This is a genomic window from Gordonia jacobaea (assembly GCF_001186365.1).
GTDB lineage: Bacteria > Actinomycetota > Actinomycetes > Mycobacteriales > Mycobacteriaceae > Gordonia > Gordonia jacobaea.
In genome coordinates this window covers 295,550-320,870 of record NZ_LDTZ01000013.1, presented here as the reverse complement: position 1 = coordinate 320,870, position 25,321 = coordinate 295,550, and the positions used below count along the sequence as shown (strand labels likewise).

Sequence of the window (25,321 nt, the reverse complement as noted above, 5' to 3'; positions counted from 1 at the left end):
GGGGCCCGACAATACGGGTGATCGACACGGCGTAAGAGTGGACTCGATGACGCGATTCGAACCGATCACTCCGCAGGGCCTGGTGCAGTTGTGCACCGAACGCTGCGCCGCCCTTGACGGCATCGCGGTCGTCGGGGTCGACGGCGCGCCCGCAGCCGGCCCGGAGGTACTTGCCTCGGAAATCGTCGACGGCCTGCGGGCACGCGGGCGGGCGGCCGCCGTGGTCCGCACGTCGGACTATCTGCGTCCGGCATCACTACGCCTGGAGTACGGCAGATCCGATCCCCAGTCGTACCGGGAGAGCTGGTTCGACTTCGCCGCTATCGGCCGGGAGGTGATCGACGCCGTCCGGACGCACCGACGGTGGCTGCCTCGATTATGGGACCCGGTGCGCGACAGATCATTTCGCGACGAACACCGGCACGCCACCGACTCTCAGATCATCGTTCTCGCCGGCCCGATGCTGCGCACGCAGGCACTAGACCTCGACTTGGTGATCCATCTGGCGATGTCGGAGGGCGCGCTGCGACGGCGGACACCCGACGCCGAGCAGTGGACCATCGAACCGCTGCTCGACGACGACGCGCACGCTCCGACCGCCGATCTCGAGGTACGTTACGACCACCCGGAGCGACCGGCGCTCGCGCGAACGAACTGAAACTCAGGCGTCGAGTTCCGCGAGTACCTCGTCGCTGACGTCGACGTTGCTGTACACGTCCTGGACGTCGTCGCAGTCTTCGAGCGCGTCGATCAGCTTGAAGACCTTTCGTGCGCCTTCGGCGTCGACCGGCACCTCGACAGAGGCGCGAAAATCGGCCTCGGCCGAGTCGTAGTCGATGCCTGCGTCGACCAGTGCGGTGCGGACAGCGACCAGATCCGTCGGCTCGCTGACGACCTCGAACGAGTCGCCGAGATCGTTGACTTCCTCAGCACCGGCATCGAGAACCGCCATCAGGATGTCGTCCTCGGACTGTCCGTTCTTCTCCAGCGTCACCACACCACGTCGGGTGAACAGGTAGGCCACCGACCCCGGGTCGGCCATGTTGCCGCCGTTGCGGGTCATCGCGGTGCGAACCTCGCCCGCAGCCCGGTTGCGGTTGTCGGTGAGGCACTCGATGAGGATCGCGACGCCGTTCGGGCCGTAACCCTCGTAGGTGATGGTCTGCCAGTCGGCGCCACCGGCTTCTTCACCACCGCCGCGCTTGCGTGCGCGCTCGATGTTGTCGTTGGGTACCGAGCTCTTCTTGGCCTTCTGGATCGCGTCGTACAGCGTCGGGTTACCGGCGGGGTCGCTACCCCCGGTACGTGCCGCGACCTCGATGTTCTTGATCAACTTGGCGAACATCTTGCCGCGCTTGGCATCGATGACCGCCTTCTTGTGCTTGGTGGTCGCCCATTTGGAATGGCCGCTCATACGCTGTTCCGATCCTTTCGCGTGCCCGCGGCGTCGTTGCCGCGCACGGTGTCGTTCGTCATTCGATCTTAGCTGCGACCATCCCGACGAAGTATTCGTGCACTCGTCGATCGCCGGTCACCTCCGGGTGAAACGACGTCGCGAGGACGTCACCCTGACGCACCGCGACGATCCGACCCTCCGCGGGCCCCTCGGTGACCCGGGCCAGAACCTCAACAGTGTCGCCCGCCCGCTCGACCCAGGGTGCGCGGATGAAGACCGCACGCATCGGGTGTCCGTCGGTGATGCCGTCGACCTCCAGATCGGTCTCGAACGATTCCACCTGCCGTCCGAACGCGTTGCGTCGCACCGTGATGTCGAGCGCATCGAGATGCCGGGCATCGGGCCGCGTATCGAGGATCTCCGAGGCGAGCATGATCATTCCCGCACACGAGCCGTAGGCGGGCATGCCGTCGCGGAGTCGCGCACGCAACGGATCGTAGAGATCGAACACCCCGAGGAGTCTGCTCATCGTCGTCGACTCCCCACCCGGGATGATCAGTCCGTCGACGGCGTCGAGTTCTTCGCGGCGACGCACACTGATCGGCGTGGCACCCGCAGCAGCGACGGCGGCGAGATGTTCGCGCACGTCACCCTGCAGTGCTAGGACTCCGACCTGTGGCGATCCGCTGTCCGCGGTCACCTGTCGTGCCGTGCGTGCTGGTCGGCGGGCATCTGGCGACCGGTGCGGCTCAGGCCCTCCTGCGTGACCGCGGCGACGAGCCGACCGTCGCGATCGAAGATGCGGCCCTGAGTCAGCGCGCGGCCACCCCCTGCCGACGGCGAATTCTGGTCATACAGAAGCCATTCGTCGGCACGGAACGGTCGCATGAACCACATGGCATGGTCGAGCGAGGCCGCTTGCGGTTCGATGCCGGGGTGCGGCACCTTCGACGACCCGAGCAACGTCATGTCGCTCATGTAGGCCAGCGTGCACACGTGGATTGTCTGATCGTCGGGCAGTCGATGTCGGTACCGAAACCAGACCCGTTGCTGCGCAGCGAGATAGGGATTCGTCACCATCTCGTCGCGAGGCACCACGCGAAGGTCGAAGTTCTGCCATTCCTTGAGCACCGACGAGTCGTCGTCGGACTCACTGTCGGCCCTGTCCGGCAACGACTCGGGGTCGGGCGCAGGAGGCATGCGGTCCTGGTGCTCGATCCCCTCGTCACCGCCCACGTGGAACGACGCCGACATCGTGAAGATCGCCTCGCCGTTCTGGATTCCGGTCACTCTCCGGGTGCAGAACGACCGTCCGTCGCGGATACGGTCGACGAGGAAGACCGCCGGGATATCGGGATTGCCGGGACGCAGGAAGTATCCGTGCAGCGAATGCACCGTGTAACTGTCGTCGACCGTGCGGGTGGCGGAGACCAGCGCCTGACCCGCGACCTGGCCGCCGAACGTGCGCTGCAGAAAGCTCTCGAACGCGCCACCGCGGTAGATGTCCTTCTCGATCCGCTCGACCTGGAGGATCTCTTCGATGTCTGCCACCCGGACAGTATCCCGCATGGTGACACCGCGGCAGACACACGGCCTTCTCAGAGCTCGTCGAGCTCGACGATCCCGTCCTGGACCGCGCGCGCTACGAGTCCCGCCTTGGTTGGGGCCGGACGGCCGATCTCGGCGTACTTGGCCCGAATACGTGTGAGGTGTGTGTTCACCGTGCCGAGCGAAATGTACAGCGCCGCAGCGGTTGCGGGCTTCGTGTCGACCATCAGCCACGTCCGCAGCACCTCGATCTCCCGCGGCGTCAACTGCGGCTTCGGCAGTGCTTGTCGGCTGCGTGGGCGCTCGTCGGTCGTCGCCGCCTCCCCCACGTTCGAATCGAGCTGCGGCAACAGGTGCATGTGTCGTTCGCCCCGGCCACCGGCAACAGTCGCGCCCTGCCGAGGTCCTTCGCCGACGGCGACGGCCGCTGAGGGCCCGGGCAACGGCATCCGACGCGCCGCGAGGCGGGCCAATGCCTCCTGCCGACGCGCCACCGACTCGGCACGACGTCGTGCGGCGTAGGCGTCGAGTTGCACAGCGGGAATACGGGGTGCGGTAGGTGCGGTCATGTCAGCATCTCCTCGGTCATCGCTTGTGCCGCATCGGTCTACGCCGTGTCGGCTCGGTCATTCGCGGTACTACGCACCGCGTGCAGATGACGTTATGAGTGCTCGGGCCGCCCGTCGATGGGGAGAACTCCCCTACGCATGGGGAGAACTCCCCATGCCGCATCGTCGCAGTTCAGAGCGGGTGAATCGGGCTCAGCCGGCAGCGTTGCGCGCGGCCTCTTCGTCGATGAGGGGTAGGTCGCCGCGCGTCACGATGCGTGAGGCCACCGCGTACTCGACGAGCTTTGCCCGGCGATTGCTCGCGAGTTTTCCACCGCCCGCTCGCATTCCACTGACCCCGAGCTGATCGAGCTTGTCGCAGACGTTGTCGAGCTTGCGGTTGAACTTCGTAAGCGACCAGCCGAGCCGCCCCGCTGCCTGCGCCGACGAGGGGATCGCGCTGGCACCCGTGCCGTCACGACGCAGAATCTCCTCCGCCAGGACCACGATCAGCAGCTTCTGACTCTCGGTCAGCATCGGCACACCCTGCGTGATCATCCCGCCGACGACCTCGGGCGCGGTCACGGCGTCGACCTGCGGGCTCACGGTGTGGACGTCGACCTCGTAGGTGGTCGGCCCTGCCGTGAACACGATCGTGGTGTGTCCGAAGACCAGCGGCATCCGCGCGCCCGGTCCGAGTACCGCCGAGAATCCGACGTCGCCCGCAGAGACACTCGCCGACAGGTGCGCACCTCGGTTGCTCAACCACCACAACCCATTCACGTTGTGCAGCAACAAGAATCGACGATGCAGATACGGATTGTCGTCGACGGACAGATCCGCCTCACGCCCGATCCAGAACCGACGGCCCGCCAGGATTCCGAACCGCTCGCCGCAATAGTCGACGAATGCGCGCTCGGACTGCGTCTGCGGACCCTGTCCGGACGTCATCGGCGAGCGCACCTCGACGCGGTCATGTGGGCGTCTCGCCCGATGTCTCGGTGTTCTCCCCGTCGGCCTCGTCCGACTCCTCGTCGCTGCGGACCGCCACGACGACGACGGTGACGTTGTCGTGCGCGCCGACGAACAGCGCGGCGTCGACGAGGCTTGCCGCGGCGTCTTCCACGGAGTCGGAGCCCGCGAGGATCTCGGCGATCTCGGCGTCGGGAAGCTCTCCGGTCAGACCATCGGAGCAGATGAGCAGTACGTCCCCGGGCAGGGCCGGCGTGGAGAAGTAATCGGCGTCGGGCTCGGCCATGCCGGCTCCGAGCGCCCTGGTGATCACGTTGCGGCGCGGGTCGATTCGTGCCTGCTCGGCGGTGATCACACCGGCGTCGACGAACTCCTGGACCTGCGAGTGGTCGCGTGTGAGCAGTTGGAGCGTGCCGTTCTGGAACCGGTACGTCCGCGAATCGCCGATGTTGAGTATCAGCCAGTGGAGGACGTCATCGTCGGTCACGAGCACCGCACCGGTGACCGTGGTCCCCGCTCGTCGGTCGGAGAATCCGTCGATGCCACCGATACGTTGCTGCGCGTCGACGAGGAGTTGGTCGAGTGCGTCTCGGGTGCCTGCGAGTTCAGCGCCCGGCTCGACCTCGGCCAGCGTCAGAAGTGCTGCTTCGCTGGCCAACTCGCCGCTTTCGTGCCCACCCATGCCATCGGCCAGCAGATAGCGTCCGGGCAGCACGAGAGCGGCGTCTTCGTTGGCGTCGCGGACACGTCCGACGTCGCTGTACACCGACCAGTCGAGTCGCAGATCTCCGACGATGTCGCTGCCGGTCAGCGACGAATCACGGACGATGCTCACCGAGTCCATGGTCAGCAGATCCTACCGGCGGGCTCGACCTGCGCGGGTGACGAACTCACCGTCGGAGCGAACGTGTCCATGTCGTCGATGTCGACTACCAGCCACGCTCGGCAAGACGATGCGGTGCCGGGATGTCGTCGACGTTGATGCCGACCATCGCCTCGCCGAGTCCGCGCGATACCTTCGCGAGCACGTCCGGGTCGTCGTAGAACGTCGTGGCCTGCACGATCGCCGCCGCCCGCTGCGCGGGGTTACCCGACTTGAAGATGCCCGAGCCGACGAACACGCCCTCGGCACCGAGTTGCATCATCATCGCGGCATCGGCGGGAGTGGCGATTCCACCCGCGGTGAACAGGGTCACCGGCAGTTTGCCCGCGTTGGCGACCTCGACGACGAGATCGTATGGCGCCTGCAATTCCTTTGCCGCGACGTACAATTCGTCCTTCGGCAGCGAGGTGAGACGTCGGATCTCGTCACGGATCTTGCGCATGTGGGTCGTCGCGTTCGAGACGTCGCCGGTGCCTGCCTCGCCCTTGGAGCGGATCATCGCAGCACCTTCGGTGATGCGTCGGAGCGCTTCGCCGAGGTTGGTGGCACCGCACACGAACGGCACGGTGAACGCGAACTTGTCGATGTGGTTGGCGTAATCGGCGGGCGTGAGCACCTCGGACTCGTCGATGTAGTCGACGCCGAGACTCTGCAGGATCTGCGCCTCGACGAAGTGTCCGATACGCGCCTTGGCCATCACCGGGATGCTGACCGTGTTGATGATCCCGTCGATCATGTCGGGGTCGCTCATACGCGACACGCCACCCTGTGCGCGGATGTCGGCGGGTACCCGCTCGAGCGCCATGACCGCGACAGCACCCGCGTCCTCGGCGATTTTCGCCTGCTCGGGCGTGACGACGTCCATGATCACGCCGCCCTTGAGCATCTCGGCCATTCCGCGCTTGACGCGGGCGGTGCCGTGTCCTGCCTGCGAGTCAGCAGCGGCGTGTCCGTTGACCGACAGGGTTGCGTCCGTCGCGGGCTGCTCCCCTGATTGGAATTGACTCACTGATGTCTCCTGGTTTCGCGTTCACGGCCCATCGGCGATCCACTGGGCTCCTGGCCTTACAGGATAGGCGACCCCGAATTGTGTCCTAGCCGCAGGTTCGCCGCCTGTCAGGACGATTCGTCCGGTGCCACCCGCTCGGAGATCTCGAAGTACGCAGGTGGCGCTGCCGTGCCTCCGAGCTTGAGCCAGCGGACGGGTCTGCGGGTGGCAAGCGCCCGCGTGTCGCGAACGGCGTCGTTGTAGAAGCGTCGTGCCATCATCACGCGGGTCTCGGCGTCGGCGAGTTCGATCGACAACGACGCCGGGCGGGCGCCGTTGTCGGTACGGGAAAGCGCTGCGGAGACGTCGTTCTCCGCGTCCTCGCGCTGCTCGGGCGTCGCGCGTTCGGCGCGGTCGGCGACCGCGGTCAGCTTGGCCGCGGCCGTTCTGTCACGGTCGTCGGTCGATGTCTCCATCCACGCCGCGATGGCACGTGCGACGACGCTGCGTCGCTCGAGCGCGGATTCTAGCGACCGACGTGCCAGGTCGACGCGAACGTTCAGCCGGTCGAGGCGGTTGGCGGTCTTATAGGCCCACGCCGCCGCCACGAGGACCAGAACCACCACGACGAACACGATCGACGCCACGGTTCCCGAGATCGTGATCCCGGAGAACCGCACGGCGTCGGCAAGGCTCGATGCCACCTGTGGCCCAGCAACATTCATGTCGGGCCCACTCAGTCCGACACCACGACGGGTCCGGCGTCGACGGTGACCGTCTCGTACACGCGCAGGATCTGATCGGCCACCCGCGACCAGTCGTACTTCGCGGCCCTCGCCCGACCGGCCTCGACAAGGTCGGCGCGGGCGTCGTCGTCGGACAGGAGCTCGATCACGGACTCGGCGAGTTCATCCGCAGACCCGACGGCAACCAGCTTTCCCGCACGGCCGTCGTCGAGGACCCGTCGGAAGGCGTCGAGTTTGCTCGCGACCACCGCCGCGCCCGCCGCCATGGCTTCCACCAGCACGATGCCGAAGCTCTCGCCACCGAGATTGGGCGCCACGTACACGTCTGCCGATGCCAGCGCTCGCGCCTTGGTCTCGTCGTCGGCCTGACCGAGCAGGACCAGATGGTCCGCGAGATCTCCTGCCCGACGCCTCAACGCACGCTCATTGCCTCCGCCGACCACCAGGATTCGGACCTCGGGAAAACTCTCGACGATCGTCGGCAATGCACGCATCAGAATGTCGATGCCCTTGCGTGGTTCGTCGAAGCGACCGAGGAACAGCACCGATCGGCCGGGATGCGGGTACCCGGGCAGGGGCGGAGAGTCGGCGAAACCTGCGCAGTTGATTCCGTTCGGGATCTCGACCGCGTCGGAACCCAGCGACTCCATCTGCCAGCGTCGAGCGAGCTCCGACACGGCGATCTTGCCCGCGATCCGCTCGTGATACGGGCGCAAGATTCCCTGAAATGTCTTCAACCACAACGACTTCGACGTCGAGGTGTGAAACGTCGTGACTATCGGCCCCAGCGCGACCATCAACGCCAGCATCGACAGACTCGGCGAATTGGGTTCGTGGACGTGCAAGACGTCGAACTCGTTCTCGGCGATCCAGCGTCGAAGCGTCAGATAGCCGTGCGGGCTGAAGCAGACGCGGGACACCGACCCGTTGTAGGGCAGCGCCACCGCGGGACCCGCCGACACGACGTAGTCGGGCAGCACCGTGTCGTCGGCGGCAGGCGCGAGGACGCTCACGGTATGGCCACGGTCGATGAACACCTCGGCGAGCTCGACCACATGTGCCTGCACGCCGCCCGGAACGTCGAACGAGTACGGACAGACCATTCCGATCTTCATCCGGTGCTCTCGATTCGCGCACGACGCTCCGCCGACCAGTCGGATTCCCAGAGCGGCTGCAACATGTGCCAATCCGCGGGATGCGCCGCGATGTTCGTGGCGAACGCGTCGGCCATGGCCTGGGTGGCTTTCTCGACGCCGCCCGAGACGTCGACCGACTCTCCGACCAGGATTTGCGACCTTCCGTCCGGGAGGAAGAAGTGGTGTACCGGCATGAGCGCGGCGCCGGTCTCGATCGCCAGGCGCGCGGGTCCGGCGGGCATGCGGGTCGGCTCACCGAAAAACTGAACCGGCACGCCGTGGCGGGTCAGGTCGCGTTCTGCGAGCAGACACACCACCGACCCGTCACGAAGTCGGTCGGCCAGACGCGCGAACGGGGGCTGTTCCCCGCCGGTAAGCGGAAAGATCTCGAACCCGAGGCTCTCGCGATAGGCGACGAACTGGTCGAACAAAGACTCCGGTTCGAGTCGTTCGGCCACTGTCGAGAATCGATGACCTCGGTTGATCAGCCACACCCCGGCCATGTCCCAGTTGCCGCTGTGCGGCAACGCGAAGATGAGGCCCTTGCCCTTCGCGATCTCCGCTTCGAAGCGGGCGACATCGTCGTCGGCGATGTGCACCGATGCCGCGGCGTTCGCCAATCCCATGGCAGGGAGCCGGAACGCTTCGTACCAGTACCTCGCATACGAGCGCATCGCGTCGGCTACGAGCTCGTCCGGCACGTCCTGCGGCCGTTCGGCTCCGATCACGCGAGCGAGATTGCGTCGCAACTGCTGCGGGCCGCCGTTACGGCGACCGACCATCGCGCCCGCGCCCTCGAAAGCAGTTCTGCCCCATCGGTCCGGCAGCAGACGCACACCCGCCCATCCGGCCCGGTAGCCCAGGTCGGAGAGGTACCCGCCGAGACGGCTCACCGGGTTCCGGTGCCTGCGTCGGGCCCGGCCTGGGTCTCGGTGTCGGTATCGGCGCCAGCGTCGGTCTCGGCATCGGTGTCGACGTCACGGGCGCTCGGTGCAAGCGGGATCAGGTCGCGAGCACCAGGCGATCGGGAAATCGACCACATGCGCTGTCCGACGGTGATCACGCTCCCGATCGCGAGGAGCCACATGGCGACGTGAATCGCCCACCACAGTCCGAGACCGGTGAACCCCGCTCCGACCAGCACGATGATCAGCCGGTCCGGGCGCTCGATGAGACCGCCGTCGCCGTACAGACCCGATGCCTCGGCGCGTGCCTTGGCATACGAGATGACCTGTGAGGTCACCAGACAGATCATCGTGGCGACGAAGAGCCACTGGTGCGGCACCGTCCACGCGCACCACCACGCGAGGCCCGCGAAGATCGCGCCGTCGGCGATGCGGTCGCAGGTGGCGTCGAGAACCGCACCGAATCGGGTTCCGCCACCGCGTGCTCGCGCCATCGCGCCGTCGAGCATGTCGAACATCACGAACAGCCAAATGACCATCGTGCCCCAGAAGAGGTGGCCCATCGGGAACAACGTGACCGCCGCCGCGACTGTCGCCACGGTGCCGATCACGGTCATGGCGTCAGGAGTCAGCCCGGTGCGCAGCAACGCGCGTCCGAGCGGCAACGTCACCTTCGACACCGACGCCCGGCCTCGAATGCTCAGCACCGCACCGCTCCTTCCCGACCGTTCAGTTCTGTACCTGCACTGCTCATGCGGTGCGGTCGCGCGCTCATGGGGTGTCGAGCTGCTTCCACGCGTCCGAGAGCAGCGCACGGGTGTCGCGCAGCAACTGTGGCATGACTTTTGTCTCGCCGACAACCGTGATGAAGTTCGCGTCGCCCACCCACCGCGGCACGATGTGCTGGTGGATGTGCTCCGATAGCGAGCCGCCTGCCGCGTAACCGAGATTCAGACCCACGTTGAACGCGTTCGGATTCGACACCGCCTTGATCGTGCGGATCATGCGCTGCGTGAAGCCCATCAACTCGTCGGCCTCGCCTGCGGTGAGCGCCTCGAGGTCGGCGACCTGCCGGTACGGCACGATCATCGTGTGGCCGGGGTTGTACGGGTACAGATTGAGCACGGCGTAGACGTGCTCTCCGCGCGCCACGATCAACCCGTCCTCGTCGGTCATCGTCGGGATGTCGAGGAAGGGGTGCCCGGTGAGGTCCGAACCGTCGGCCGCCTTCTTCACGACCGGCGGGTCGGCCGTGATGTAGGTCATCCGGTGCGGACTCCACAGCCGCTGTAGCCGATCGGGATCGCCGGTACCGCAATCGCGGATCTCACCGGTCGATGCGTCGTCGGCCTCAGGCATCTCCGGCACCCTCGATCAGCTCCTTGGTCGGAGACTCGTTGCGACGCGCGGAGATCCACTCGTCGATGATTCTGACCGCGTCGGCAACGGGTACGCCGTTGACCTGGGTGCCGTCTCGGAACCGGAAGCTCACCGCACCGGCCTCGACGTCTCGCTCGCCCGCGAGAAGCATGAACGGCACCTTGCCGGTGGTGTGCGTGCGGATCTTCTTCTGCATGCGGTCGTCGGAATAGTCGACCTCGGCGCGAATTGCCTTGGCCTTCAACTGATCCACGACGCCCTGCAGGTGGTCGACGAACGCCTCGGCAACAGGGATGCCGACGACCTGCACCGGCGAGAGCCATGCCGGGAAGGCACCCGCGTAGTGCTCGGTGAGCACGCCGAAGAACCGCTCGATGGAGCCGAACAGCGCGCGGTGGATCATGACGGGTCGGTGCTTGGCGCCGTCCGGGCCGGTGTACTCGAGGTTGAAGCGCTCGGGGAGGTTGAAGTCGAGCTGGATGGTCGACATCTGCCAGGTGCGGCCCAGCGCGTCCTTGACCTGGACGGAGATCTTGGGCCCGTAGAACGCAGCACCCCCGGGATCGGGCACGAGGTCGAGTCCGGACTCTCCCGCAACCTCTGCGAGGGTGTTGGTCGCGATCTCCCAGGTCTCGTCGTCGCCGACGGACTTCTTGGGATCCCGCGTCGACAACTCCAGGTAGAAGTCGTCGAGACCGTAATCGCGGAGCAGATCGAGCACGAAGGTCAGCAGCGAGCGCAGTTCGTCGCGCATCTGCTCACGAGTGCAGTAGATGTGTGCGTCGTCCTGAGTGAACCCTCGGGCGCGGGTCAGTCCGTGGATCACGCCCGACTTCTCGTAGCGGTAGACAGTGCCGAACTCGAAGAGGCGCAACGGGAGTTCGCGATACGAGCGTCCGCGCGCATCGAAGATCAGGTTGTGCATCGGACAGTTCATCGGCTTCAGGTAGTAGTCCTGAGCCGGCTTGCGCACCGAGCCGTCGTCGTTGAACTCGGCGTCGAGCTGCATGGGCGGGTACATGCCGTCGGCGTACCAATCGAGGTGTCCCGACACCTCGAACAGGTTGCTCTTGGTGATGTGCGGCGTGTTGACGAATTGATACCCGGCAGCGATATGGCGCTTGCGCGAGTAGTCCTCCATCTCGGTGCGGATGATGCCGCCCTTCGGATGGAACACCGGTAGCCCCGAGCCGATCTCGTCGGGGAAGCTGAACAGGTCGAGTTCTGCACCCAGGCGTCGATGGTCGCGCTTCTCGGCCTCCGCGAGCATCTCCAGGTAGGTGTCCTGGGCTTCCGCCGACTCCCAGGCGGTGCCGTAGATGCGTTGTAGGTCGGCGTTGTCCTGGTCGCCGCGCCAATAGGCAGCCGAACTCCTGGTGAGCTTGAACGCCGAGATGTACTTGGTGGTCGGCACATGCGGGCCACGGCACAGATCGCACCAGATCACTTCGCCGGTGCGGGGATTCAGGTTGTCGTATGCGGTGAGTTCAGCCCCGCCGACCTCCATGACCTCGCTGTCGTCGGCCGCGCCCTTGTCGTCGATCAACTCGAGCTTGTACGGCTCCTTTGCGAGCTGCACCCGGGCCTCGTCCTTCGACGCGTAGACCCGTCGGGAGAACTTCTGACCCGACTTGATGATCTGCTTCATCTTCTTCTCGAGCGCGGTGAGATCTTCGGGAGTGAAGGGCTCTGCGACGTCGAAGTCGTAGTAGAAGCCGTCCTTGATCGGCGGGCCGATCCCGAGCTTGGCCTCGGGAAAGAGATCCTGCACAGCCTGTGCGAGCACGTGCGCGGTCGAATGCCTGATCACGCTGCGACCCGCGTCGGTGTTGGCAGAGACCGGTTCGACGTCGGTGTCGAGATCGGGAGCCCAGGAGAGATCCCGCAGTTGACCCGCGGCGTCACGGACGACGACGACCGCCTCAGGTCCCTTGTTCGGCAGCTCGTGCTCGCGCAGCGCCGTGCCCGCGGTGGTCCCGGCCGGCACACGGATCGTGGCTGGGCTGGTCACCAATGCGTTGTCGGGCACTTCGCTGCTCCTTGATGAGAGGCGGGGGGGTTACCCGCCGAGAGGTTTCGGTGTTCGTGCACGTCGATCGTATCTGCGGGCGCCCCGTCGGCCACCACCGCGGCCGGGATGTCTCACAGGATCGGGCTCGTCAGCCACGCCGCGTCGAGGTTCACCCAGTTCGCGGCCGTTCCCAGGACACCCAGGACCCACAGCGAGGCCAGCACGACGACGAAGGTGACAACACCAAAAGCACCCTGCACCGACCAGTGGCGCTGCTTCATCCACTCGAGCCAGGCGTCGTACTTGCTGCGCGCGAAGCGCAGTAACCGTTGGGCCCACGAGAATTCAGACGCGAGGATTCCGAGTCCGAGGAACACGATCAGCCAGCCCGGGCCGGGGTATGGGATCGCGACGATTCCGCCGGCGAGCACCAGCGCACCGACGACGCCGACAACGATCCGATAGGTGAGGTTCAGACGCGCGTCACGCCGGATGACGTACCTGCGTTGACGACTCCAGATGCGTATTCGTTGCCACCTCGGCACGCAGTACTCCACTCTCCGCATGTGCTGTGTCCGGCGCCGAGGGGTCCGCGGCGCCGGACGATTCGATATCTCCAGAGTACGTATCCGGCTGCGTCACCTCCTCGGACGCCTCGACGCGCCGCTGCCGGAACTCGGCTACCAACGTGACGATGATCGTGAGCAACAGGATCAGTGGATAGCACCCGGCGTACAAGATGACGGCGATGCGATCCAACACCCCCGGGTCGGGATATCGCGGCATCATGAACAGTCCGATCGCGATGATGTGATCGGCTCCGTAGCGACTGCCACTGCCCCAGTAGTTCCACCAGTACGAGAACGAGAGCGCACACACGGTCAGCGGGGCCAACCACCGCCACCAGTACCTTCGCCCGCCGATGCTGCCCCGGTACGCGAAGTCGAATGCGACGACCAGCAGTGGCACCACCCACACCCAGTGATGACCCCACGAGAACGGCGACACCGTCGCTGCCGTCATGCCGGCGGTGGTGACCGACAGCAGTCTCCGTCCACGCCGATACGACACGACCGCCGCCCAGAGACCCAGGATCGCCGCGACGAGCGCAACGGGCATCCACAACCAATCGGGGGCCGAAAACAGTGGCCCGACCGGCGCGGGTTGCGAGAACCGCCGGACGTCGAAATACGCCAGCATCTGAGAGATGAAGCCGTTGATCGACTGGTTCGCGGGTGAATCCACGCGCCCGATCCGTGACTCGCCGGTGACATAGGTCGTCCAGTACTGCCGCGCATCGGACCCTATGACCAGAAAACCGATCGCGACCGTGATGGCGAACCCCACGAGTGCCATGACCGCAGCCCGCCACCGGCGCAGCACGAGCAGATACACGACGAAGAACGCGGGCGTCAGCTTCAGTCCCGCCGCGATGCCGACGCCGAGACCACGCAGTCTTGATCGGGGATGGAGCAGATCGAGAAAGACCAGGTCGAGCAGGATGATGAACATCAGGAAGACGTTGATCTGACCGAGCCAGATCGTCGTGCGGACGGGTTCGAGCACCGTGACACAGATCCCTCCGCTCACGGCGAAGACGGCAAGATTTCTGTCGGCCTTGTAGCCGAGTGTGCGCATTCCGAGGAATACCGTCGCGACGAGCGCGAAAAATATCGCGGCCCACCACACGATCTTCGCCACCACCGCGCTCATCAGCGCGAAGACGGTGAATACCACCGCGGAGAACGGCGGGTAGGTGAAGCTCAGACGACCCCAGACCGGATATTCGTAGAGTGGTCGGCCGTCGAGCACGGCTCGTCCGCCTGCCCGGTAGACGTAGAGATCGGTGGCGTTGTCGAACAGCCCGTTGAACTGCGCGCCGATCGGGATCACGAAGATGTGCCAGATCACCGCGAGGATGGCGAGTACCGCGACCGCGAGCACCGGCTTGAACCCGATTACCAGCGGTGACGGTCGCTGATCGACGGAGGTGCTCGCAGACATGCACACACCGTAGCCAAGACTTATCGCAGGTCAGAAACCGAATCGCCGAAAGTGTCGATTGTCTGATTCCGAACCTGTCGACGACCAGCCGGGATCGCCCGTCGTCGCGAAGTCGACCCACGCTCGATGCATCTCGTCGGCGATCTGCTGGTCGGGTTCGGGACCGACGAGGGCGTGCGCCTGGTCGAGGTGATCGAACACGAACGGAATCTCTACGGCGTGACCAGCCCTGATACCTGCTCTCGGGCTGCGATACCCGAACTCGTAGAGGTGCGTCGAGCCCGATGGACGCGACGCGGCGAGCGCAGTCGTCGGACCGGAGAACGCGCGCGCGGTGAGTGCCTGCGCGAGCGCGTCACCTGGACTGTCTCCGGCGTCGAGTCGGGCGCGGAGGTGCTCGATGCCATTCGGCTGGCGACCGAGCACCGCTGCGGCGGCCTGCTCGGTGACCGCGTCGGCCCCACCCGACGCGACGAGGAAGAAGCGGAACTCGTCGGCATTCCATCCGGCCAGCAGGGGTATGTCGGCGCCGGCACCCGACGCGATCGCCTCATGCGGCACGGAAGTGAGGACGTCACCGTCGACGATCGGGAACTGGCTCATGATGCCCATCCCCTGGGCCACCGTCGACTCACCCCACACTGCGGGGTCCGGGTTCACCATGCACTCGAGTGCCAACTGCGACTGAGCCGCGAGCAACGCGGCGGGATCGACGTCGGCAAGTGACTGCGCGTCGGCTTCGACACCGAGGATTTCGGACAGCCGCGCGGTGACCAGACGGGCATCGTCGATCTGCGCGGCCACCGACCCGTTGCCGCTCTGCATGATCGCTCGCCGGAACAGGCCGCGCGCCAGCGGTGACGCCAGTAGTGACGCCACGCTCATGGCTCCCGCCGATTCGCCGAAGATCGTCACGTTGCCGGGATCGCCGCCGAAGCTCGCGATGTTCGCCTGCACCCACTCGAGAGCCGCGATCTGATCGCGCAATCCCCTGTTCTCGACGCCGCCGCTCACCGACGCGAAACCCGCTGTGCCGAGCCGATAATTGATGCCGACGCAGACCACGCCGTCGCGGGCGAAGGTGTCGCCCGCATACATGGCCAACCGGTTGGAACCGCGGGTGAACGCACCGCCGTGAATCCACACCATCACCGGTAAGCCACCCGCGCCGTGATCCGGGGTCCACACGTTGACCGTGAGGTAGTCGTCGCCGAGAGCGATCACGTTGTCGAGCAGTGCGGCAATCGGCGCCGGGTATGGGACCTGCGGTGCGGTCGGCCCGTACTCGGTGGCTGTGCGCACCCCGTCCCAGGCGTCGACCGGCCGTGGCGAGTCGAACGCCGCGAGCCCGACAGGAGGCGCCGCGTAGGGGATGCCGAGGAAGGCCGTCACGTCGTCGGTTCTGCGACCCGAGACCCGCCCAGAGGTGGTCGCGACGACGGGGGTCTCGAGGTGTGTTCGCGTCATGCTCGCGGACAGTACGCCGCGACGACGCCGGGTGGACCCGATCCGGAAGATATCTCGAATAGTCGTCTCGTAATCTGATCTTGTGTCTCATAAGTCCCGTACTGGCGCGCCTTCCGTGACTCCGATACGTTTCTCGTGAATGCCTTCAGCTCGAGCCAGTCTCGCGCGCTGGTTGGCCAGTCTCGAAACGCCGTCGCCTAATCTCATTTTGCGTCGAGTTTTGCGATAGGTTGTTGGACATGACAGAGCCCCCTCCGTCGTCCGCGCAGCACATGCTGCTCGGATACGCGCGTGCGAGTGCTGCGGCGCCGGCCCTCGACGAACAGGTCGACACCCTTGTCTCGCACGGCGTCGCTCAGCGTCGGATCTACACGGACGACACCGACGCGGGAGTCCTTGCGGCACAACGACCTGGCTTCGACGCCCTTGTCGACTACGCCCGCCCGGGCGACGTGTTGATCGTTGTGAGCATGGACCTGTTGGGACGCTCCGCCGACGAAGTCCTGGCGACCATCCGCACGCTCACCGAACACGACGTGGGGATACAAGCCCTCCGCGAGGGTCTGAGCACGCACGACGACGCCGGTTCGACGCTGGTCGGCGTTCTCGCGTCGCTCGCAGTCGCCAACGACGAGATGAGCGCCGTCGGGCGTCGAGCGCGCGGCCCCGGCGATCGTCATCGAACCGGGCACCTCGGGCGGCCACGAGCGCTGACCGACGAGCAGGTCGAACTCGCACGACGCCTTCGCGACAACGGCGATTCCGTCCCGACAATTGCCGCCGTACTCGGCGTCAGTCGCGCCACCCTGTACCGCACACTCGCAGAAAAGAGAGCCACCAGATGACCAGCGGCCGAATCGTGGCGTTTCCGTCGTCGACGCCCCCGACGACGCATCAGTCGTCGCTCGCCGACGACACAGTCGACGAGGACGCGTTCCAACGCGGATTCGACGATGCGACAACGTATCTCGCCACCATGCCGGACACCTGGGCACGTCACCACGCGTCGTCGGCGCTCGCTTCAGGCGACATTCCCGACATCACGCAGAGCTACGAACGCGGGTACCGCGCCGCGCTGTACGGCTTCGTGAGGCGGGTCCGCCGCTGACTGTCGGGTGCACGTCCTGACTACCATCGATGGCGCAGACACCGCTTGCACATCCAACAGAGATAGAGACTCTTATGACCAGACTCATGATCATTCTCGGAAGTGTCCGCGAAGGCCGGATCGGCGGCCCCATCGCCGAATGGGTCAAGGCAGCAGCCGATGCCGACGACCGTTACGACGTCGACTTCGTCGACCTCGCAGAGCTCAATCTTCCGTTCATGGACGAGCCGAACCATCCGCGACTCAAGAACTACGTGAAGGACCACACCAAGGCGTGGAGCGCTCGCGTCGAGGCAGCGGACGGGTTCATCTTCGTCTTCCCCGAGTACAACTACAGCTACTCCCCCGCCATCAAGAACGCGCTCGACTACCTCCACAGCGAGTGGGATCGCAAACCAGTCGGCTTCGTCAACTGGGGCGGCAACTCGGCCGGAACACGCGCCCAGGTCGCGCTGCGGGTCGTCGTGTCAGCACTCGGGCTCGTCATGACCAAGGGCAACGTCGAGATCAACTTCCCGCAGAAGCAACTGACCGACGACGGCATCTTCGAGCCGAACGAGCAGCAAAGCGCCGTGGTCAAGGCTCAGCTCGACGAGATCGTGAAGCTGTCAGAAGCCTTGGCACCGCTTCGCGGATGACGAGCGTTGGCACCGCTTCGGAGCTGACAGTCACTATTTCATTGCGGACCGAAACCGACCGCAATCGCTGAGAGGCTCTGATCAGAAGTCACACCACCTCTGATCGGAGCATCTCGATGTATTCACCGCAGCGCGACAACGAAGCGACCGGTATCGCCAACTACGTGGATCAGCAGCTCGACGCGATCCGCGCCGCGGCATTCGGCCTCACGGAGGCGCAGCTGCGCGAAACCCCTTGTCGGAGCGAGCTTTCCATCGGCGGCCTGATCAAGCACACTCTCGACGGCATGCGTGGGGCAGTCGAGCGACTCTCCGGTGAAGACGTCACGCCGACGGTCGACGCCGATGGCTTCGCCGACTACCTCGCCGGTTTCGTTGTGGGCGAGGACGAGTCGGTCGACGACCTGCTCAGCGACTTCGACACCACGCGTGCGCAACTGCGTCGACTGATCCTGGCAAGCGACCCGGACGCCGACGCGATTGCGCCGCCCGCGCCGTGGTACGGCCGGCTCGAGCCGCAACCCATCCGGTTGCGTTACTTCCTCATTCACCTCATCGAGGAGTACGCGCGCCATGCTGGACACGCCGACATCATCCGAGAGCAGATCGACGGCATGGCCGTGCCCGCTCTGGTGATGACCCTCGAGGGCGTGCCCGCGAATCAGTTCTTCACGCCCTACGAGCCTGCCGCGGGGACCATCGGAGCATGAAAGGGGTTGTCACGCAGGCGAGGTGCTCGGCAACACCGAGAACCGTGCTGGTGTAAATCTCATCTCACGTTTCAGCCCGCTGTCGCGACTACCCGGTGAGGGCGCAGGACGCGCTTGTTAGTCGACCTGGGAGGACACGTGACCACAGCCGCGGAGAGGCAAGGAAATCGTGGGGCTGACGCCGGCGCACACAGCAGCGTCAGCTCCACGAGGGCGACAGCCGGGGAGGCGTACTCGGAGCGTGTCGAGTCGGCCGACTGGCGAAGCGTCACCGCCGAGGTGAACGAGTACGGCGGTGCGCTTCTCCCCCGGCTACTGACCGCACCCGAAGTCGACGAGCTCCGAGCGCTGTACGACGCCGACGACGTCTTCCGCGCTACGGTCGACATGGGTCGTCACCGCTTCGGGGAGGGCCAGTACAAATACCTGGACACTCCCTACCCGGAGCCGGTCGAGCGTCTGAAACAGGCGCTCTATCCGCGACTGCTGACCATTGCTCGGGATTGGTGGACCAAGCTCGGCCGCGACCCGATCTGGCCGGACACCCTCGACGAATGGCTGGCGATGTGCCACGCAGCGGGCCAGACGAAGTCGACGGCGATCCTGTTGAAGTACGGTGAGCGGGACTGGAACGCGTTGCATCGGGACCTCTACGGCGACCTCGTGTTTCCGTTGCAGGTGGTCATCAATCTCAGCAACCCCGGAGTCGACCACACCGGCGGGGAGTTCCTGCTGCTCGAACAACGCCCACGTGCACAGTCACGGGGAACCGCGTTCCTGCTGCCGCAGGGTCATGGCTACGTGTTCACCACCCGAGACCGTCCCGTCGAGTCGAAGCGCGGGTGGTCGGCAGCTCCGATCCGACACGGAGTCTCGGCCGTCCGCTCCGGCGAACGCATCACCCTCGCCTTGGTCTTTCACGACGCCGCGTAGCTGTGGAGGTGGAGGAGAAGACGTACGTGCTCCTCGGTGCGGATCGGAAGCCACACAGGAGCTCGACACCGGGAAGCCTTGGCGGACACCGACGTAGCCGCATCTACGGCGAGTTGGATTGCACCTCTGCGCTGCGGACGATAGCCCGGGGCGGATACGTGAACAATCGCGTCTTCTTCGCCGACGAAGCGACCGCGATCGCAGCAGGGTTCCGTCCGTGCGCGGTGTGCCTGCCGGAAAAATACCGGGCTTGGAGGCAGGCGCAGTGATCACGGCGCAGGTACTGCCGGTCAGGGAACCCTGTCGGGCACAGTGCTCGGCGTTGAGACAACCCACCGAGCAGCGACATTCTTGTGGTCCCGGCTGGGATCGAACCAGCGACCTTCCCGGTGTGAACGGGACGCTCTTCCACTGAGCCACGGGACCGCGCGCGACGCGCAAAGGCGTCGGTGCACGAGGGCAAAGACTACACGGATCGACGCCGGGAACCCAAATCGCGGCCCAAGGGTGCGTCTTGGTGCCATCGCGACACTCTCCGCCTGCACACTTCCCACTTTCCGAGGCTCTGACCAGGCGATTTGTTAGAAGCGTGTCGGTCGGATAATGTTCTGCATCGCATCGCGAGCAACAAATGGTCCACAAGATCTGCTCGCGAAGCATGCGGATGTAGCGCAGCTGGTAGCGCATCACCTTGCCAAGGTGAGGGTCGCGGGTTCGAATCCCGTCATCCGCTCGGCGCGAGTCGACTCGCATCTGGTGGTGTGGCCGAGTGGTGAGGCAACGGCCTGCAAAGCCGTGTACACGGGTTCGATTCCCGTCGCCACCTCCAAACCACCAATTTCATACCCGCGCGATTAGCTCAGCGGGAGAGCGCTTCCCTGACACGGAAGAGGTCACTGGTTCAATCCCAGTATCGCGCACCATCAGATCCCGCTGTTCGCAGCGGGATCTTTTTGTTCCCCGGCCCCTCGGCGCAGTTGTGTGGGATCCACGGGTACAAAAATGCCCCCGAGGATCCCACGCAACTTTAAGCGGTGCTTGCGTTCGCCACCCGAGTGCGGTCTGATTGCCAGACTGACACGGGGTGCCGACACAAGGTCGGCTGAGATCAGACCCGCAGAACCTGCTCCAGTTAGCACTGGCGAAGGGATGGTCCGAAAATGCCTGCAGCGCTGCCTCTTTCCGAGCACGTCGTACTGATCACCGGCGCGGGCCGCGGACTGGGCGCAACCCTCGCACGCGCCGCGGCGCGTGAGGGTGCGCGCGTGGTCGTCAACTATCGACGCAGCGCCGACGCGGCAGTTGCGCTGGCAGCAGAGTTCGGCGACCGAGCACTCGCCGTCGAAGCCGACGTGACCGACCCCGACGCGGTTCAGACGATGATCGATGCTGCGACAACCCATTTCGGCGCGCCTATCACGGCAGTGGTGAACAACGCCCTTCCCGACTATTCGTTCAACGGCGACGCCCGCTCAACCGCCGACACCATCACCACCGCAGAACTCGACGCGCAGTTTCGCGGAATCGTCGGCGGCGCACTGACTGTCGTACAGGCGGCGCTTCCGGGCATGCGCGAAGCCGGTAAGGGGCGCATTGTCAACATCGGCACCAACCTCGTGCAGAATCCCGTCGTCCCCTACCACGACTACACAGCCGCCAAGGCCGCACTCCTGGCGCTGACGCGCACGCTGGCCGCCGACCTCGGCCCGGACAACATCACCGTCAACATGGTCTCCGGCGGACTCTTGCGCACCACAGACGCGAGCGCAGCGACACCCCCAGAGATCTTCGACGCCATCGCCGCGTCCACTCCCCTGCGGTCGGTCACCACACCGGAGGAATTCGCCGACGCCACACTGTTTTTCCTCTCTCCGTGGTCGCGGGCGGTCACCGGACAGAACCTCGTCGTCGACGGCGGCCTCGTCAAGGACTGAACGTCGACAGGCATACTGCGAGCATGAACATCGACTACCGCCCGGGCAGCTTCACCGTCGTCGACTCATCAGGTCGCGAGGCCGCATTCGACGGGGACCAGTACAAGTGGGAGATCACCGACGGCATGCTCATCGTCAACGCCATCACCACCGAGGGCCAGGGCGCGATGCCATATGAGGTGACCGAACTCCGTGAGATCTACGCGGGCTCGTGGCGACTCTCACTGGGGTGAATCCAGGGCTTCGTCGTGCATCTGAGCCCGCCGATCGCCTTCCGACGCCCTCGGCGCGGTCGTAGAATCGTATGCATGACTGCTGATATGACACCCGGCTGCGACAACCCCGACTGCACCTGCGGGCCCGAGTGCTCGTGCGGCGCCAACTGCACCTGCGGAAAGAAGTAGCGCCGCCTGTGCCACCACATCCGACCAGCCAGGTGGCCGGCGATGCTGCACCCGAACAGCATTCCCAGAGCGCCGTGGCCGTCGACGTCGTGGTCGACCCCTCACTCGCAGGCGTCGTCGCCGAGGTAGCTGCCGCAACCTTCCCGCTGGCCTGTCCGCCGCACTCGGCGCCCGACGACATCGCCGGGTTCATCACGACCAACCTGGCCGAAGCGAACTTTGCTGCCTACATCGCCAGCGACGAGAGTGACGTGTTGATCGCACGCACATCCGACGGCACGACGGTGGGCTATTCGCTCGTGCACCACCGGCCCCCGACCGACCCCGACGTCGCAGCGGTGGTCGTGGAGACACCGTCGTCCGAGCTGTCGAAGATGTACGTACTCCCCGACCATCACTCACGCGGTCGCACCGACCCGCCTGCACAGTTGCTGATGCGCGCCGCGATCGAGACCGCCCGTGATCGCGGCAGCGTGCTCGTCTGGCTCGGCGTCAACCAGGAAAACGTTCGCGCGCAACGCTTTTACACGAAGATGGGATTCGAGCGTGCCGGGGTCAAGACGTTCGACCTCAACGGCAGCATCGAGCACGACTTCATCCTGACCCGACGCCTTTAGACTGGGCGCTCCGGAACCGAGTCGGCGCGCCGGGACCGAGTCAGCGCACGGGAACGTCGAGCGCCTTCGCGATCGTCGGCCATGCGCGGTGCAGATCCTGGTTCCAGTAGCCCCAGGAGTGCAGACCCTGCCGGAAGTTGTAGGTGATCTTCACGCCCGCCTGATCGGCCTTCTGCTTGAATGCCGTCGTGCACTCGAGCGCGGCGCGCTCGAGTGCGCCACCGACCGGCGAGGCGATCCCAGCGAGGCCCAGCGAGAGGTCAGGAAGTCCGTCGCCCACAGCGACATAGATCGGCTTTCCGCGCAGTGCTGCGATGTGTTCTGCGGGGTCGTGTTCGGTCCACAGCGGGTCGGTGATCGGTCCCCACATGTTGTCCGGGTTGCCGCCGCGCGTCTGTACCGTCGCCGCTGTCGCGCGACGGAAATCCGGCGTCCCCTGATCGAGGCATCCGCTGAATGCCGCGACGCCCGAATACATCTCGGGGTTGCGAACCGCGATCGACATCGCGCCGAGTGCGCCCATCGACAGCCCACCGATCGCGTTCACACCGTTGGTGTCGAAGCGCTTCGCGATCAGCGGCGGGAGTTCCTTGGTCAGGAATGTCTCCCACCGGTTGTTCTTGAGGATGGGGTCGTTCGACCGCCAATCGGTGTAGTACGAGCCCGTGCCTCCGATCGGGAGCACCACATTGACCTGCTTGTCGGCCATGAACTTTTCGATGTCTGTCTGATAGGTCCAGCCGCTCTCGGTGTAGTTGGTGTAGACACCGCCGTCGATCCCGTCGAGAAGATACAGAGTCGGACGTGGCGTCGAGCGATCCCGAGGCAACAGCACGCTGACAGTGATCCGCCTCTTCATCGCTGCGGAGTACGTCGTCACCTGAGCGCGCGTGGCGCTCGCCATGCTCACCGCTTCAATGCGCGACGCGTCGGTCGAGCCCAGGGGTTCGGCAGAGGCCGGAGCCGAAATCGCCACTCCCACAAAGAGTGCCGCGACCAACGCAGCAGCCGCCGTCATCACGATCCGCACAATTACCCCCAGGGTCGAGTCATACGAGACGCCGACGCACCCCGCTCATGAGCGCAGATTCCCGTCCCCCGACACCGACTACACTACTGAGGAGTAAGTAAAGCACGACTGACTTCAGTGAACACTCGAACACTGGAAATCGGCTGACAGTCGGTGCTAGCCGATCGCCGTTTCCGACGACCGCGACAGCGCGAGAAGTCGCGACGTCGCACGGAGATACTTCTTGCGGTACCCGCCGGCAAGCATTTCGTCGGTGAAGATCTCGTCGAGCTTCCCACCCGACACCGTCACGGGGATGTCGGCGTCGTAGAGCCGGTCGGCGAGAACGACCAGGCGCAGCGCCACCGATTGATCCTTGGCCGGATGCACGTCACGGATACCGACAAGGGACACACCGTCGACCAGCGCTTTGTACTTCGACGGATGCAACGTACTCAGGTGCTCGCAGAGGGCGTCGAAATCGTCGAGGGTCGCGCCGGGCGTCGACTCTACGAGAGCGACGAGGTCGGCGTCGCTGCGCGGGTCGGGTGCAGGCGGTAGGTCGCGATGGCGGTAGTCGGGTCCGTCGACGCGGATGGTGTCGAAGACGGATGCGAGCTTGCGGATCTCCCGCAGGAAGTCCTGTGCTGCGAAGCGCCCCTCACCGAGTTGCCCGGGCAGCGTGTTCGACGTCGCGGCGATCGACACACCCTGCGCGGTGAGTTCGGCGAGCAGTCGCGAGATCAGCATGGTGTCGCCGGGGTCGTCGAGTTCGAACTCGTCGATGCACAGCACCGAGTGGTCGGACAACCGCTCGACGGCCTGCATGAATCCGAGCGCGCCGACGAGGTGCGTAACCTCGACGAACGTCGCGAACGACTTGGGTTCTGGCATCGCGTGGTAGATCGACGCCAACAGGTGCGTCTTGCCGACGCCGAACCCGCCGTCGAGGTAGAGCCCGACGCCCTGCTGTTGCTTGTTGCGGGAGAACAGTCCCTTCTTACCGCCCCTGACCTTGCGTGCGCGCGTCACGAAGTCGCGAGCGGCGTCGACGGCCTGCGACTGCGTAGGCTCGTTCGGGTCGGGGATGTAGGTGTCGAAGCTGACCTCGTCAAAAGTCGGTGGCGGCACCATCTCATCGATAAGAGCGTCGGGAGACACGACCGGACTGCGGTCGACAAGACTGGCCACCATACCGGGAGCCTAGCGATAACCATCGGAGGGACGAGATGCTCTACCTGCAGAAAGCGACCCAGGTCACATTATCTCCCGACGACGACGTCGACGGGATCGCCGATCTGTACGCCTATCCCACCGACCTCGACGGCCAGTGGCTCAGAGCCAACATGATCTCCACGCTCGACGGCGCGGCGTCGTTTCAGGACAAGTCCGGGGGGCTCGGTGGCGCAGGCGACAAAGCCGTCTTCCGGGTCCTTCGTGGATTGTGCGACGTCGTCCTCGTGGGCGCCAGAACAGCGATCGACGAGGGCTACGGCCAACCACAACGCGACGCTTCGTTCGCCGCGCGCCGATCGGCCGCGGGCCAGTCGCCCGCTCCTCGGCTTGCCCTGATCACCCGGTCGCTGACGGTCGACCCCGACTTCGCGCCGCTGAGCGACCCCGCCACCGTCGTCATCACCACATCCCAGGCCGACGCCACCCGTCGCGCTCGCCTGGCCGACGCGGGTGCGACTGTCGTCGATTGCGGTGACGACGCCCTCGATCTCCACCAGGTGACCGACTACCTCACGGCGACCGGCAGCCCACGCATTCTGTGCGAGGGCGGCCCCAGCTTGCTCGGTTCGTTCGTCGACGCCGATCTCGTCGACGAGCTGTGTCTCACTGTCAGCCCCAACCTGGTATCCGGCGACGCCCCACGTATCTCACACAGCGATCGCGACGCCGCGACGCTGCACCATCTGCGGCTCGTGCACCTCCTGACCGACAACGACGGCTACGTCTTCAGCCGGTGGAGCCGTTGACT

At 65.4% G+C, this 25,321-nt stretch carries 29 protein-coding genes, 4 tRNA genes and 1 riboswitch; of the genes, 14 read left to right on the top strand and 19 right to left on the bottom strand.

Annotated elements, in window-relative coordinates; all coding sequences use genetic code 11:
• Window positions 1–46 precede the first annotated feature (46 nt).
• Entirely contained in the window at window positions 47–658 is a 612-nt protein-coding gene (locus ABW18_RS01600) for a nucleoside/nucleotide kinase family protein (RefSeq protein WP_049697500.1), read from the top strand.
• A gap of 3 nt (window positions 659–661) precedes the next feature.
• On the opposite strand, the gene ABW18_RS01595 is transcribed toward ABW18_RS01600, so the two are convergent.
• From ABW18_RS01595 to ABW18_RS01520, 16 genes are all read right to left on the bottom strand, one after another.
• Window positions 662–1,414, bottom strand: a complete 753-nt coding sequence (locus ABW18_RS01595) for a YebC/PmpR family DNA-binding transcriptional regulator (RefSeq protein WP_005206023.1) — start codon at window positions 1,412–1,414, stop codon at window positions 662–664.
• A gap of 58 nt (window positions 1,415–1,472) precedes the next feature.
• The gene (pdxT, locus tag ABW18_RS01590) at window positions 1,473–2,096 is read right to left on the bottom strand and encodes a pyridoxal 5'-phosphate synthase glutaminase subunit PdxT (RefSeq protein WP_049697241.1); all 624 of its coding nucleotides are present in this window, start codon (window positions 2,094–2,096) and stop codon (window positions 1,473–1,475) included.
• A complete protein-coding gene (locus ABW18_RS01585; RefSeq protein ID WP_049697240.1) occupies window positions 2,093–2,947 on the bottom strand; it encodes an acyl-CoA thioesterase in 855 nt (284 codons plus the stop codon). The genes pdxT and ABW18_RS01585 overlap by 4 nt, the downstream gene beginning before the upstream one ends.
• Window positions 2,948–2,994: 47 nt before the next feature.
• On the bottom strand, window positions 2,995–3,513 hold the full coding sequence (locus ABW18_RS01580) for a helix-turn-helix transcriptional regulator (RefSeq protein ID WP_049697239.1): 519 nt from the start codon (window positions 3,511–3,513) through the stop codon (window positions 2,995–2,997).
• A 192-nt stretch (window positions 3,514–3,705) separates the two neighbouring features.
• Window positions 3,706–4,443, bottom strand: a complete 738-nt coding sequence (locus ABW18_RS01575) for a hypothetical protein (RefSeq protein WP_049697238.1) — start codon at window positions 4,441–4,443, stop codon at window positions 3,706–3,708.
• Window positions 4,444–4,465: 22 nt separating this feature from the next.
• On the bottom strand, window positions 4,466–5,308 hold the full coding sequence (locus ABW18_RS01570) for a PP2C family protein-serine/threonine phosphatase (protein WP_049697237.1): 843 nt from the start codon (window positions 5,306–5,308) through the stop codon (window positions 4,466–4,468).
• A gap of 85 nt (window positions 5,309–5,393) precedes the next feature.
• Window positions 5,394–6,311 (bottom strand): pyridoxal 5'-phosphate synthase lyase subunit PdxS, encoded by a 918-nt coding sequence (gene pdxS / locus ABW18_RS01565; protein WP_049697499.1) that lies wholly within the window; start codon window positions 6,309–6,311, stop codon window positions 5,394–5,396.
• A gap of 152 nt (window positions 6,312–6,463) precedes the next feature.
• The gene (locus tag ABW18_RS01560) at window positions 6,464–6,982 is read right to left on the bottom strand and encodes a LemA family protein (RefSeq protein ID WP_049697498.1); all 519 of its coding nucleotides are present in this window, start codon (window positions 6,980–6,982) and stop codon (window positions 6,464–6,466) included.
• A gap of 89 nt (window positions 6,983–7,071) precedes the next feature.
• Window positions 7,072–8,196 carry a glycosyltransferase family 4 protein gene (locus tag ABW18_RS01555; RefSeq protein WP_049697236.1) on the bottom strand — a complete coding sequence of 375 codons (1,125 nt, stop codon included), beginning with the start codon at window positions 8,194–8,196 and terminating at the stop codon, window positions 7,072–7,074.
• Window positions 8,193–9,110 (bottom strand): phosphatidylinositol mannoside acyltransferase, encoded by a 918-nt coding sequence (locus tag ABW18_RS01550; protein ID WP_049697235.1) that lies wholly within the window; start codon window positions 9,108–9,110, stop codon window positions 8,193–8,195. Before ABW18_RS01550 ends, ABW18_RS01555 begins: the two co-directional genes overlap by 4 nt.
• Window positions 9,107–9,829, bottom strand: coding sequence for a phosphatidylinositol phosphate synthase (pgsA, locus tag ABW18_RS01545; protein ID WP_049697234.1), 723 nt, complete (start codon window positions 9,827–9,829; stop codon window positions 9,107–9,109). The genes ABW18_RS01550 and pgsA overlap by 4 nt, the downstream gene beginning before the upstream one ends.
• A gap of 64 nt (window positions 9,830–9,893) precedes the next feature.
• A complete protein-coding gene (locus ABW18_RS01540; RefSeq protein WP_049697233.1) occupies window positions 9,894–10,481 on the bottom strand; it encodes an ATP adenylyltransferase in 588 nt (195 codons plus the stop codon).
• A complete protein-coding gene (gene thrS / locus ABW18_RS01535; protein WP_049697232.1) occupies window positions 10,474–12,531 on the bottom strand; it encodes a threonine--tRNA ligase in 2,058 nt (685 codons plus the stop codon). Before thrS ends, ABW18_RS01540 begins: the two co-directional genes overlap by 8 nt.
• A 113-nt stretch (window positions 12,532–12,644) precedes the next feature.
• Complete coding sequence (locus ABW18_RS01530) at window positions 12,645–13,079, bottom strand: TIGR02611 family protein (protein WP_049697231.1); 435 nt, start codon at window positions 13,077–13,079, stop codon at window positions 12,645–12,647.
• Entirely contained in the window at window positions 12,997–14,517 is a 1,521-nt protein-coding gene (locus ABW18_RS01525; RefSeq protein WP_049697230.1) for a glycosyltransferase 87 family protein, read from the bottom strand. Before ABW18_RS01525 ends, ABW18_RS01530 begins: the two co-directional genes overlap by 83 nt.
• Before the next feature lie 30 nt (window positions 14,518–14,547).
• Entirely contained in the window at window positions 14,548–15,984 is a 1,437-nt protein-coding gene (locus ABW18_RS01520) for a carboxylesterase/lipase family protein (protein ID WP_049697229.1), read from the bottom strand.
• Between the two features lie 239 nt (window positions 15,985–16,223).
• Here ABW18_RS01520 and ABW18_RS01515 point away from each other — a divergent pair, with 239 nt between their 5' ends.
• The 6 genes from ABW18_RS01515 to ABW18_RS01490 all read left to right on the top strand — a co-directional run bounded on the left by ABW18_RS01515 (window position 16,224) and on the right by ABW18_RS01490 (window position 19,642).
• A complete protein-coding gene (locus tag ABW18_RS01515) occupies window positions 16,224–16,829 on the top strand; it encodes a recombinase family protein (RefSeq protein WP_049697228.1) in 606 nt (201 codons plus the stop codon).
• Window positions 16,826–17,092 (top strand): hypothetical protein, encoded by a 267-nt coding sequence (locus tag ABW18_RS01510; protein WP_049697227.1) that lies wholly within the window; start codon window positions 16,826–16,828, stop codon window positions 17,090–17,092. Before ABW18_RS01515 ends, ABW18_RS01510 begins: the two co-directional genes overlap by 4 nt.
• 74 nt (window positions 17,093–17,166) lie before the next feature.
• Window positions 17,167–17,730 carry an NADPH-dependent FMN reductase gene (locus ABW18_RS01505; RefSeq protein ID WP_005206064.1) on the top strand — a complete coding sequence of 188 codons (564 nt, stop codon included), beginning with the start codon at window positions 17,167–17,169 and terminating at the stop codon, window positions 17,728–17,730.
• A 116-nt stretch (window positions 17,731–17,846) separates the two neighbouring features.
• On the top strand, window positions 17,847–18,440 hold the full coding sequence (locus tag ABW18_RS01500; protein WP_049697226.1) for a DinB family protein: 594 nt from the start codon (window positions 17,847–17,849) through the stop codon (window positions 18,438–18,440).
• A 279-nt stretch (window positions 18,441–18,719) separates the two neighbouring features.
• Window positions 18,720–19,373, top strand: a complete 654-nt coding sequence (locus ABW18_RS01495; protein ID WP_049697497.1) for a 2OG-Fe(II) oxygenase — start codon at window positions 18,720–18,722, stop codon at window positions 19,371–19,373.
• 8 nt (window positions 19,374–19,381) lie between these two features.
• Complete coding sequence (locus ABW18_RS01490; RefSeq protein WP_049697496.1) at window positions 19,382–19,642, top strand: Ada metal-binding domain-containing protein; 261 nt, start codon at window positions 19,382–19,384, stop codon at window positions 19,640–19,642.
• 85 nt (window positions 19,643–19,727) lie between these two features.
• Here ABW18_RS01490 and ABW18_RS01485 read toward each other — a convergent pair.
• A tRNA-Val gene (locus tag ABW18_RS01485) sits at window positions 19,728–19,799 on the bottom strand.
• A gap of 234 nt (window positions 19,800–20,033) precedes the next feature.
• Between ABW18_RS01485 and ABW18_RS01480 the strand changes: the two genes are divergently transcribed.
• The 6 genes from ABW18_RS01480 (at window position 20,034) to ABW18_RS01455 (ending at window position 22,328) form a co-directional block, all read left to right on the top strand.
• Window positions 20,034–20,106 (top strand) — tRNA-Gly (locus tag ABW18_RS01480).
• Between the two features lie 22 nt (window positions 20,107–20,128).
• Window positions 20,129–20,202 (top strand) — tRNA-Cys (locus ABW18_RS01475).
• 19 nt (window positions 20,203–20,221) lie between these two features.
• Window positions 20,222–20,296, top strand: a tRNA-Val gene (locus tag ABW18_RS01470).
• A 147-nt stretch (window positions 20,297–20,443) separates the two neighbouring features.
• Window positions 20,444–20,540, top strand: a riboswitch (TPP riboswitch).
• Window positions 20,534–21,307, top strand: a complete 774-nt coding sequence (locus ABW18_RS01465) for a 3-oxoacyl-ACP reductase (protein WP_049697225.1) — start codon at window positions 20,534–20,536, stop codon at window positions 21,305–21,307. It overlaps the preceding riboswitch by 7 nt.
• Before the next feature lie 23 nt (window positions 21,308–21,330).
• Window positions 21,331–21,540 (top strand): hypothetical protein, encoded by a 210-nt coding sequence (locus tag ABW18_RS01460; RefSeq protein WP_049697224.1) that lies wholly within the window; start codon window positions 21,331–21,333, stop codon window positions 21,538–21,540.
• Window positions 21,541–21,785: 245 nt separating this feature from the next.
• The gene (locus ABW18_RS01455) at window positions 21,786–22,328 is read left to right on the top strand and encodes a GNAT family N-acetyltransferase (protein WP_049697495.1); all 543 of its coding nucleotides are present in this window, start codon (window positions 21,786–21,788) and stop codon (window positions 22,326–22,328) included.
• A gap of 40 nt (window positions 22,329–22,368) precedes the next feature.
• Here ABW18_RS01455 and ABW18_RS01450 read toward each other — a convergent pair whose 3' ends face one another.
• The gene (locus tag ABW18_RS01450) at window positions 22,369–23,346 is read right to left on the bottom strand and encodes an alpha/beta hydrolase (protein ID WP_049697494.1); all 978 of its coding nucleotides are present in this window, start codon (window positions 23,344–23,346) and stop codon (window positions 22,369–22,371) included.
• A gap of 168 nt (window positions 23,347–23,514) precedes the next feature.
• Window positions 23,515–24,531: a cell division protein ZapE gene (gene zapE / locus ABW18_RS01445; RefSeq protein WP_049697223.1), complete on the bottom strand. Its 1,017-nt coding sequence runs from the start codon at window positions 24,529–24,531 to the stop codon at window positions 23,515–23,517.
• Window positions 24,532–24,566: 35 nt separating this feature from the next.
• Between zapE and ABW18_RS01440 the strand changes: the two genes are divergently transcribed.
• The gene (locus tag ABW18_RS01440; RefSeq protein ID WP_049697222.1) at window positions 24,567–25,319 is read left to right on the top strand and encodes a dihydrofolate reductase family protein; all 753 of its coding nucleotides are present in this window, start codon (window positions 24,567–24,569) and stop codon (window positions 25,317–25,319) included.
• Window positions 25,320–25,321 lie beyond the last annotated feature (2 nt).

Excerpts from the sequence above, each read along its gene's own strand:
- ABW18_RS01600 (WP_049697500.1), top strand. The coding sequence starts at position 47 with ATGACGCGATTCGAACCGATCACTCCGCAGGGCCTGGTGCAGTTGTGC.
- ABW18_RS01515 (WP_049697228.1), top strand. The coding sequence starts at position 16,224 with ATGACAGAGCCCCCTCCGTCGTCCGCGCAGCACATGCTGCTCGGATAC.
- ABW18_RS01580 (WP_049697239.1), bottom strand. The coding sequence starts at position 3,513 with ATGACCGCACCTACCGCACCCCGTATTCCCGCTGTGCAACTCGACGCC.
- ABW18_RS01465 (WP_049697225.1), top strand. The coding sequence starts at position 20,534 with ATGCCTGCAGCGCTGCCTCTTTCCGAGCACGTCGTACTGATCACCGGC.
- ABW18_RS01540 (WP_049697233.1), bottom strand. The coding sequence starts at position 10,481 with ATGCCTGAGGCCGACGACGCATCGACCGGTGAGATCCGCGATTGCGGT.
- ABW18_RS01555 (WP_049697236.1), bottom strand. The coding sequence starts at position 8,196 with ATGAAGATCGGAATGGTCTGTCCGTACTCGTTCGACGTTCCGGGCGGC.
- ABW18_RS01595 (WP_005206023.1), bottom strand. The coding sequence starts at position 1,414 with ATGAGCGGCCATTCCAAATGGGCGACCACCAAGCACAAGAAGGCGGTC.
- ABW18_RS01575 (WP_049697238.1), bottom strand. The coding sequence starts at position 4,443 with ATGACGTCCGGACAGGGTCCGCAGACGCAGTCCGAGCGCGCATTCGTC.
- ABW18_RS01500 (WP_049697226.1), top strand. The coding sequence starts at position 17,847 with ATGTATTCACCGCAGCGCGACAACGAAGCGACCGGTATCGCCAACTAC.
- ABW18_RS01505 (WP_005206064.1), top strand. The coding sequence starts at position 17,167 with ATGACCAGACTCATGATCATTCTCGGAAGTGTCCGCGAAGGCCGGATC.
- zapE (WP_049697223.1), bottom strand. The coding sequence starts at position 24,531 with ATGGTGGCCAGTCTTGTCGACCGCAGTCCGGTCGTGTCTCCCGACGCT.
- ABW18_RS01570 (WP_049697237.1), bottom strand. The coding sequence starts at position 5,308 with ATGGACTCGGTGAGCATCGTCCGTGATTCGTCGCTGACCGGCAGCGAC.
- ABW18_RS01450 (WP_049697494.1), bottom strand. The coding sequence starts at position 23,346 with ATGACGGCGGCTGCTGCGTTGGTCGCGGCACTCTTTGTGGGAGTGGCG.
- ABW18_RS01510 (WP_049697227.1), top strand. The coding sequence starts at position 16,826 with ATGACCAGCGGCCGAATCGTGGCGTTTCCGTCGTCGACGCCCCCGACG.
- ABW18_RS01460 (WP_049697224.1), top strand. The coding sequence starts at position 21,331 with ATGAACATCGACTACCGCCCGGGCAGCTTCACCGTCGTCGACTCATCA.
- ABW18_RS01440 (WP_049697222.1), top strand. The coding sequence starts at position 24,567 with ATGCTCTACCTGCAGAAAGCGACCCAGGTCACATTATCTCCCGACGAC.
- ABW18_RS01530 (WP_049697231.1), bottom strand. The coding sequence starts at position 13,079 with ATGCGGAGAGTGGAGTACTGCGTGCCGAGGTGGCAACGAATACGCATC.
- ABW18_RS01520 (WP_049697229.1), bottom strand. The coding sequence starts at position 15,984 with ATGACGCGAACACACCTCGAGACCCCCGTCGTCGCGACCACCTCTGGG.
- ABW18_RS01525 (WP_049697230.1), bottom strand. The coding sequence starts at position 14,517 with ATGTCTGCGAGCACCTCCGTCGATCAGCGACCGTCACCGCTGGTAATC.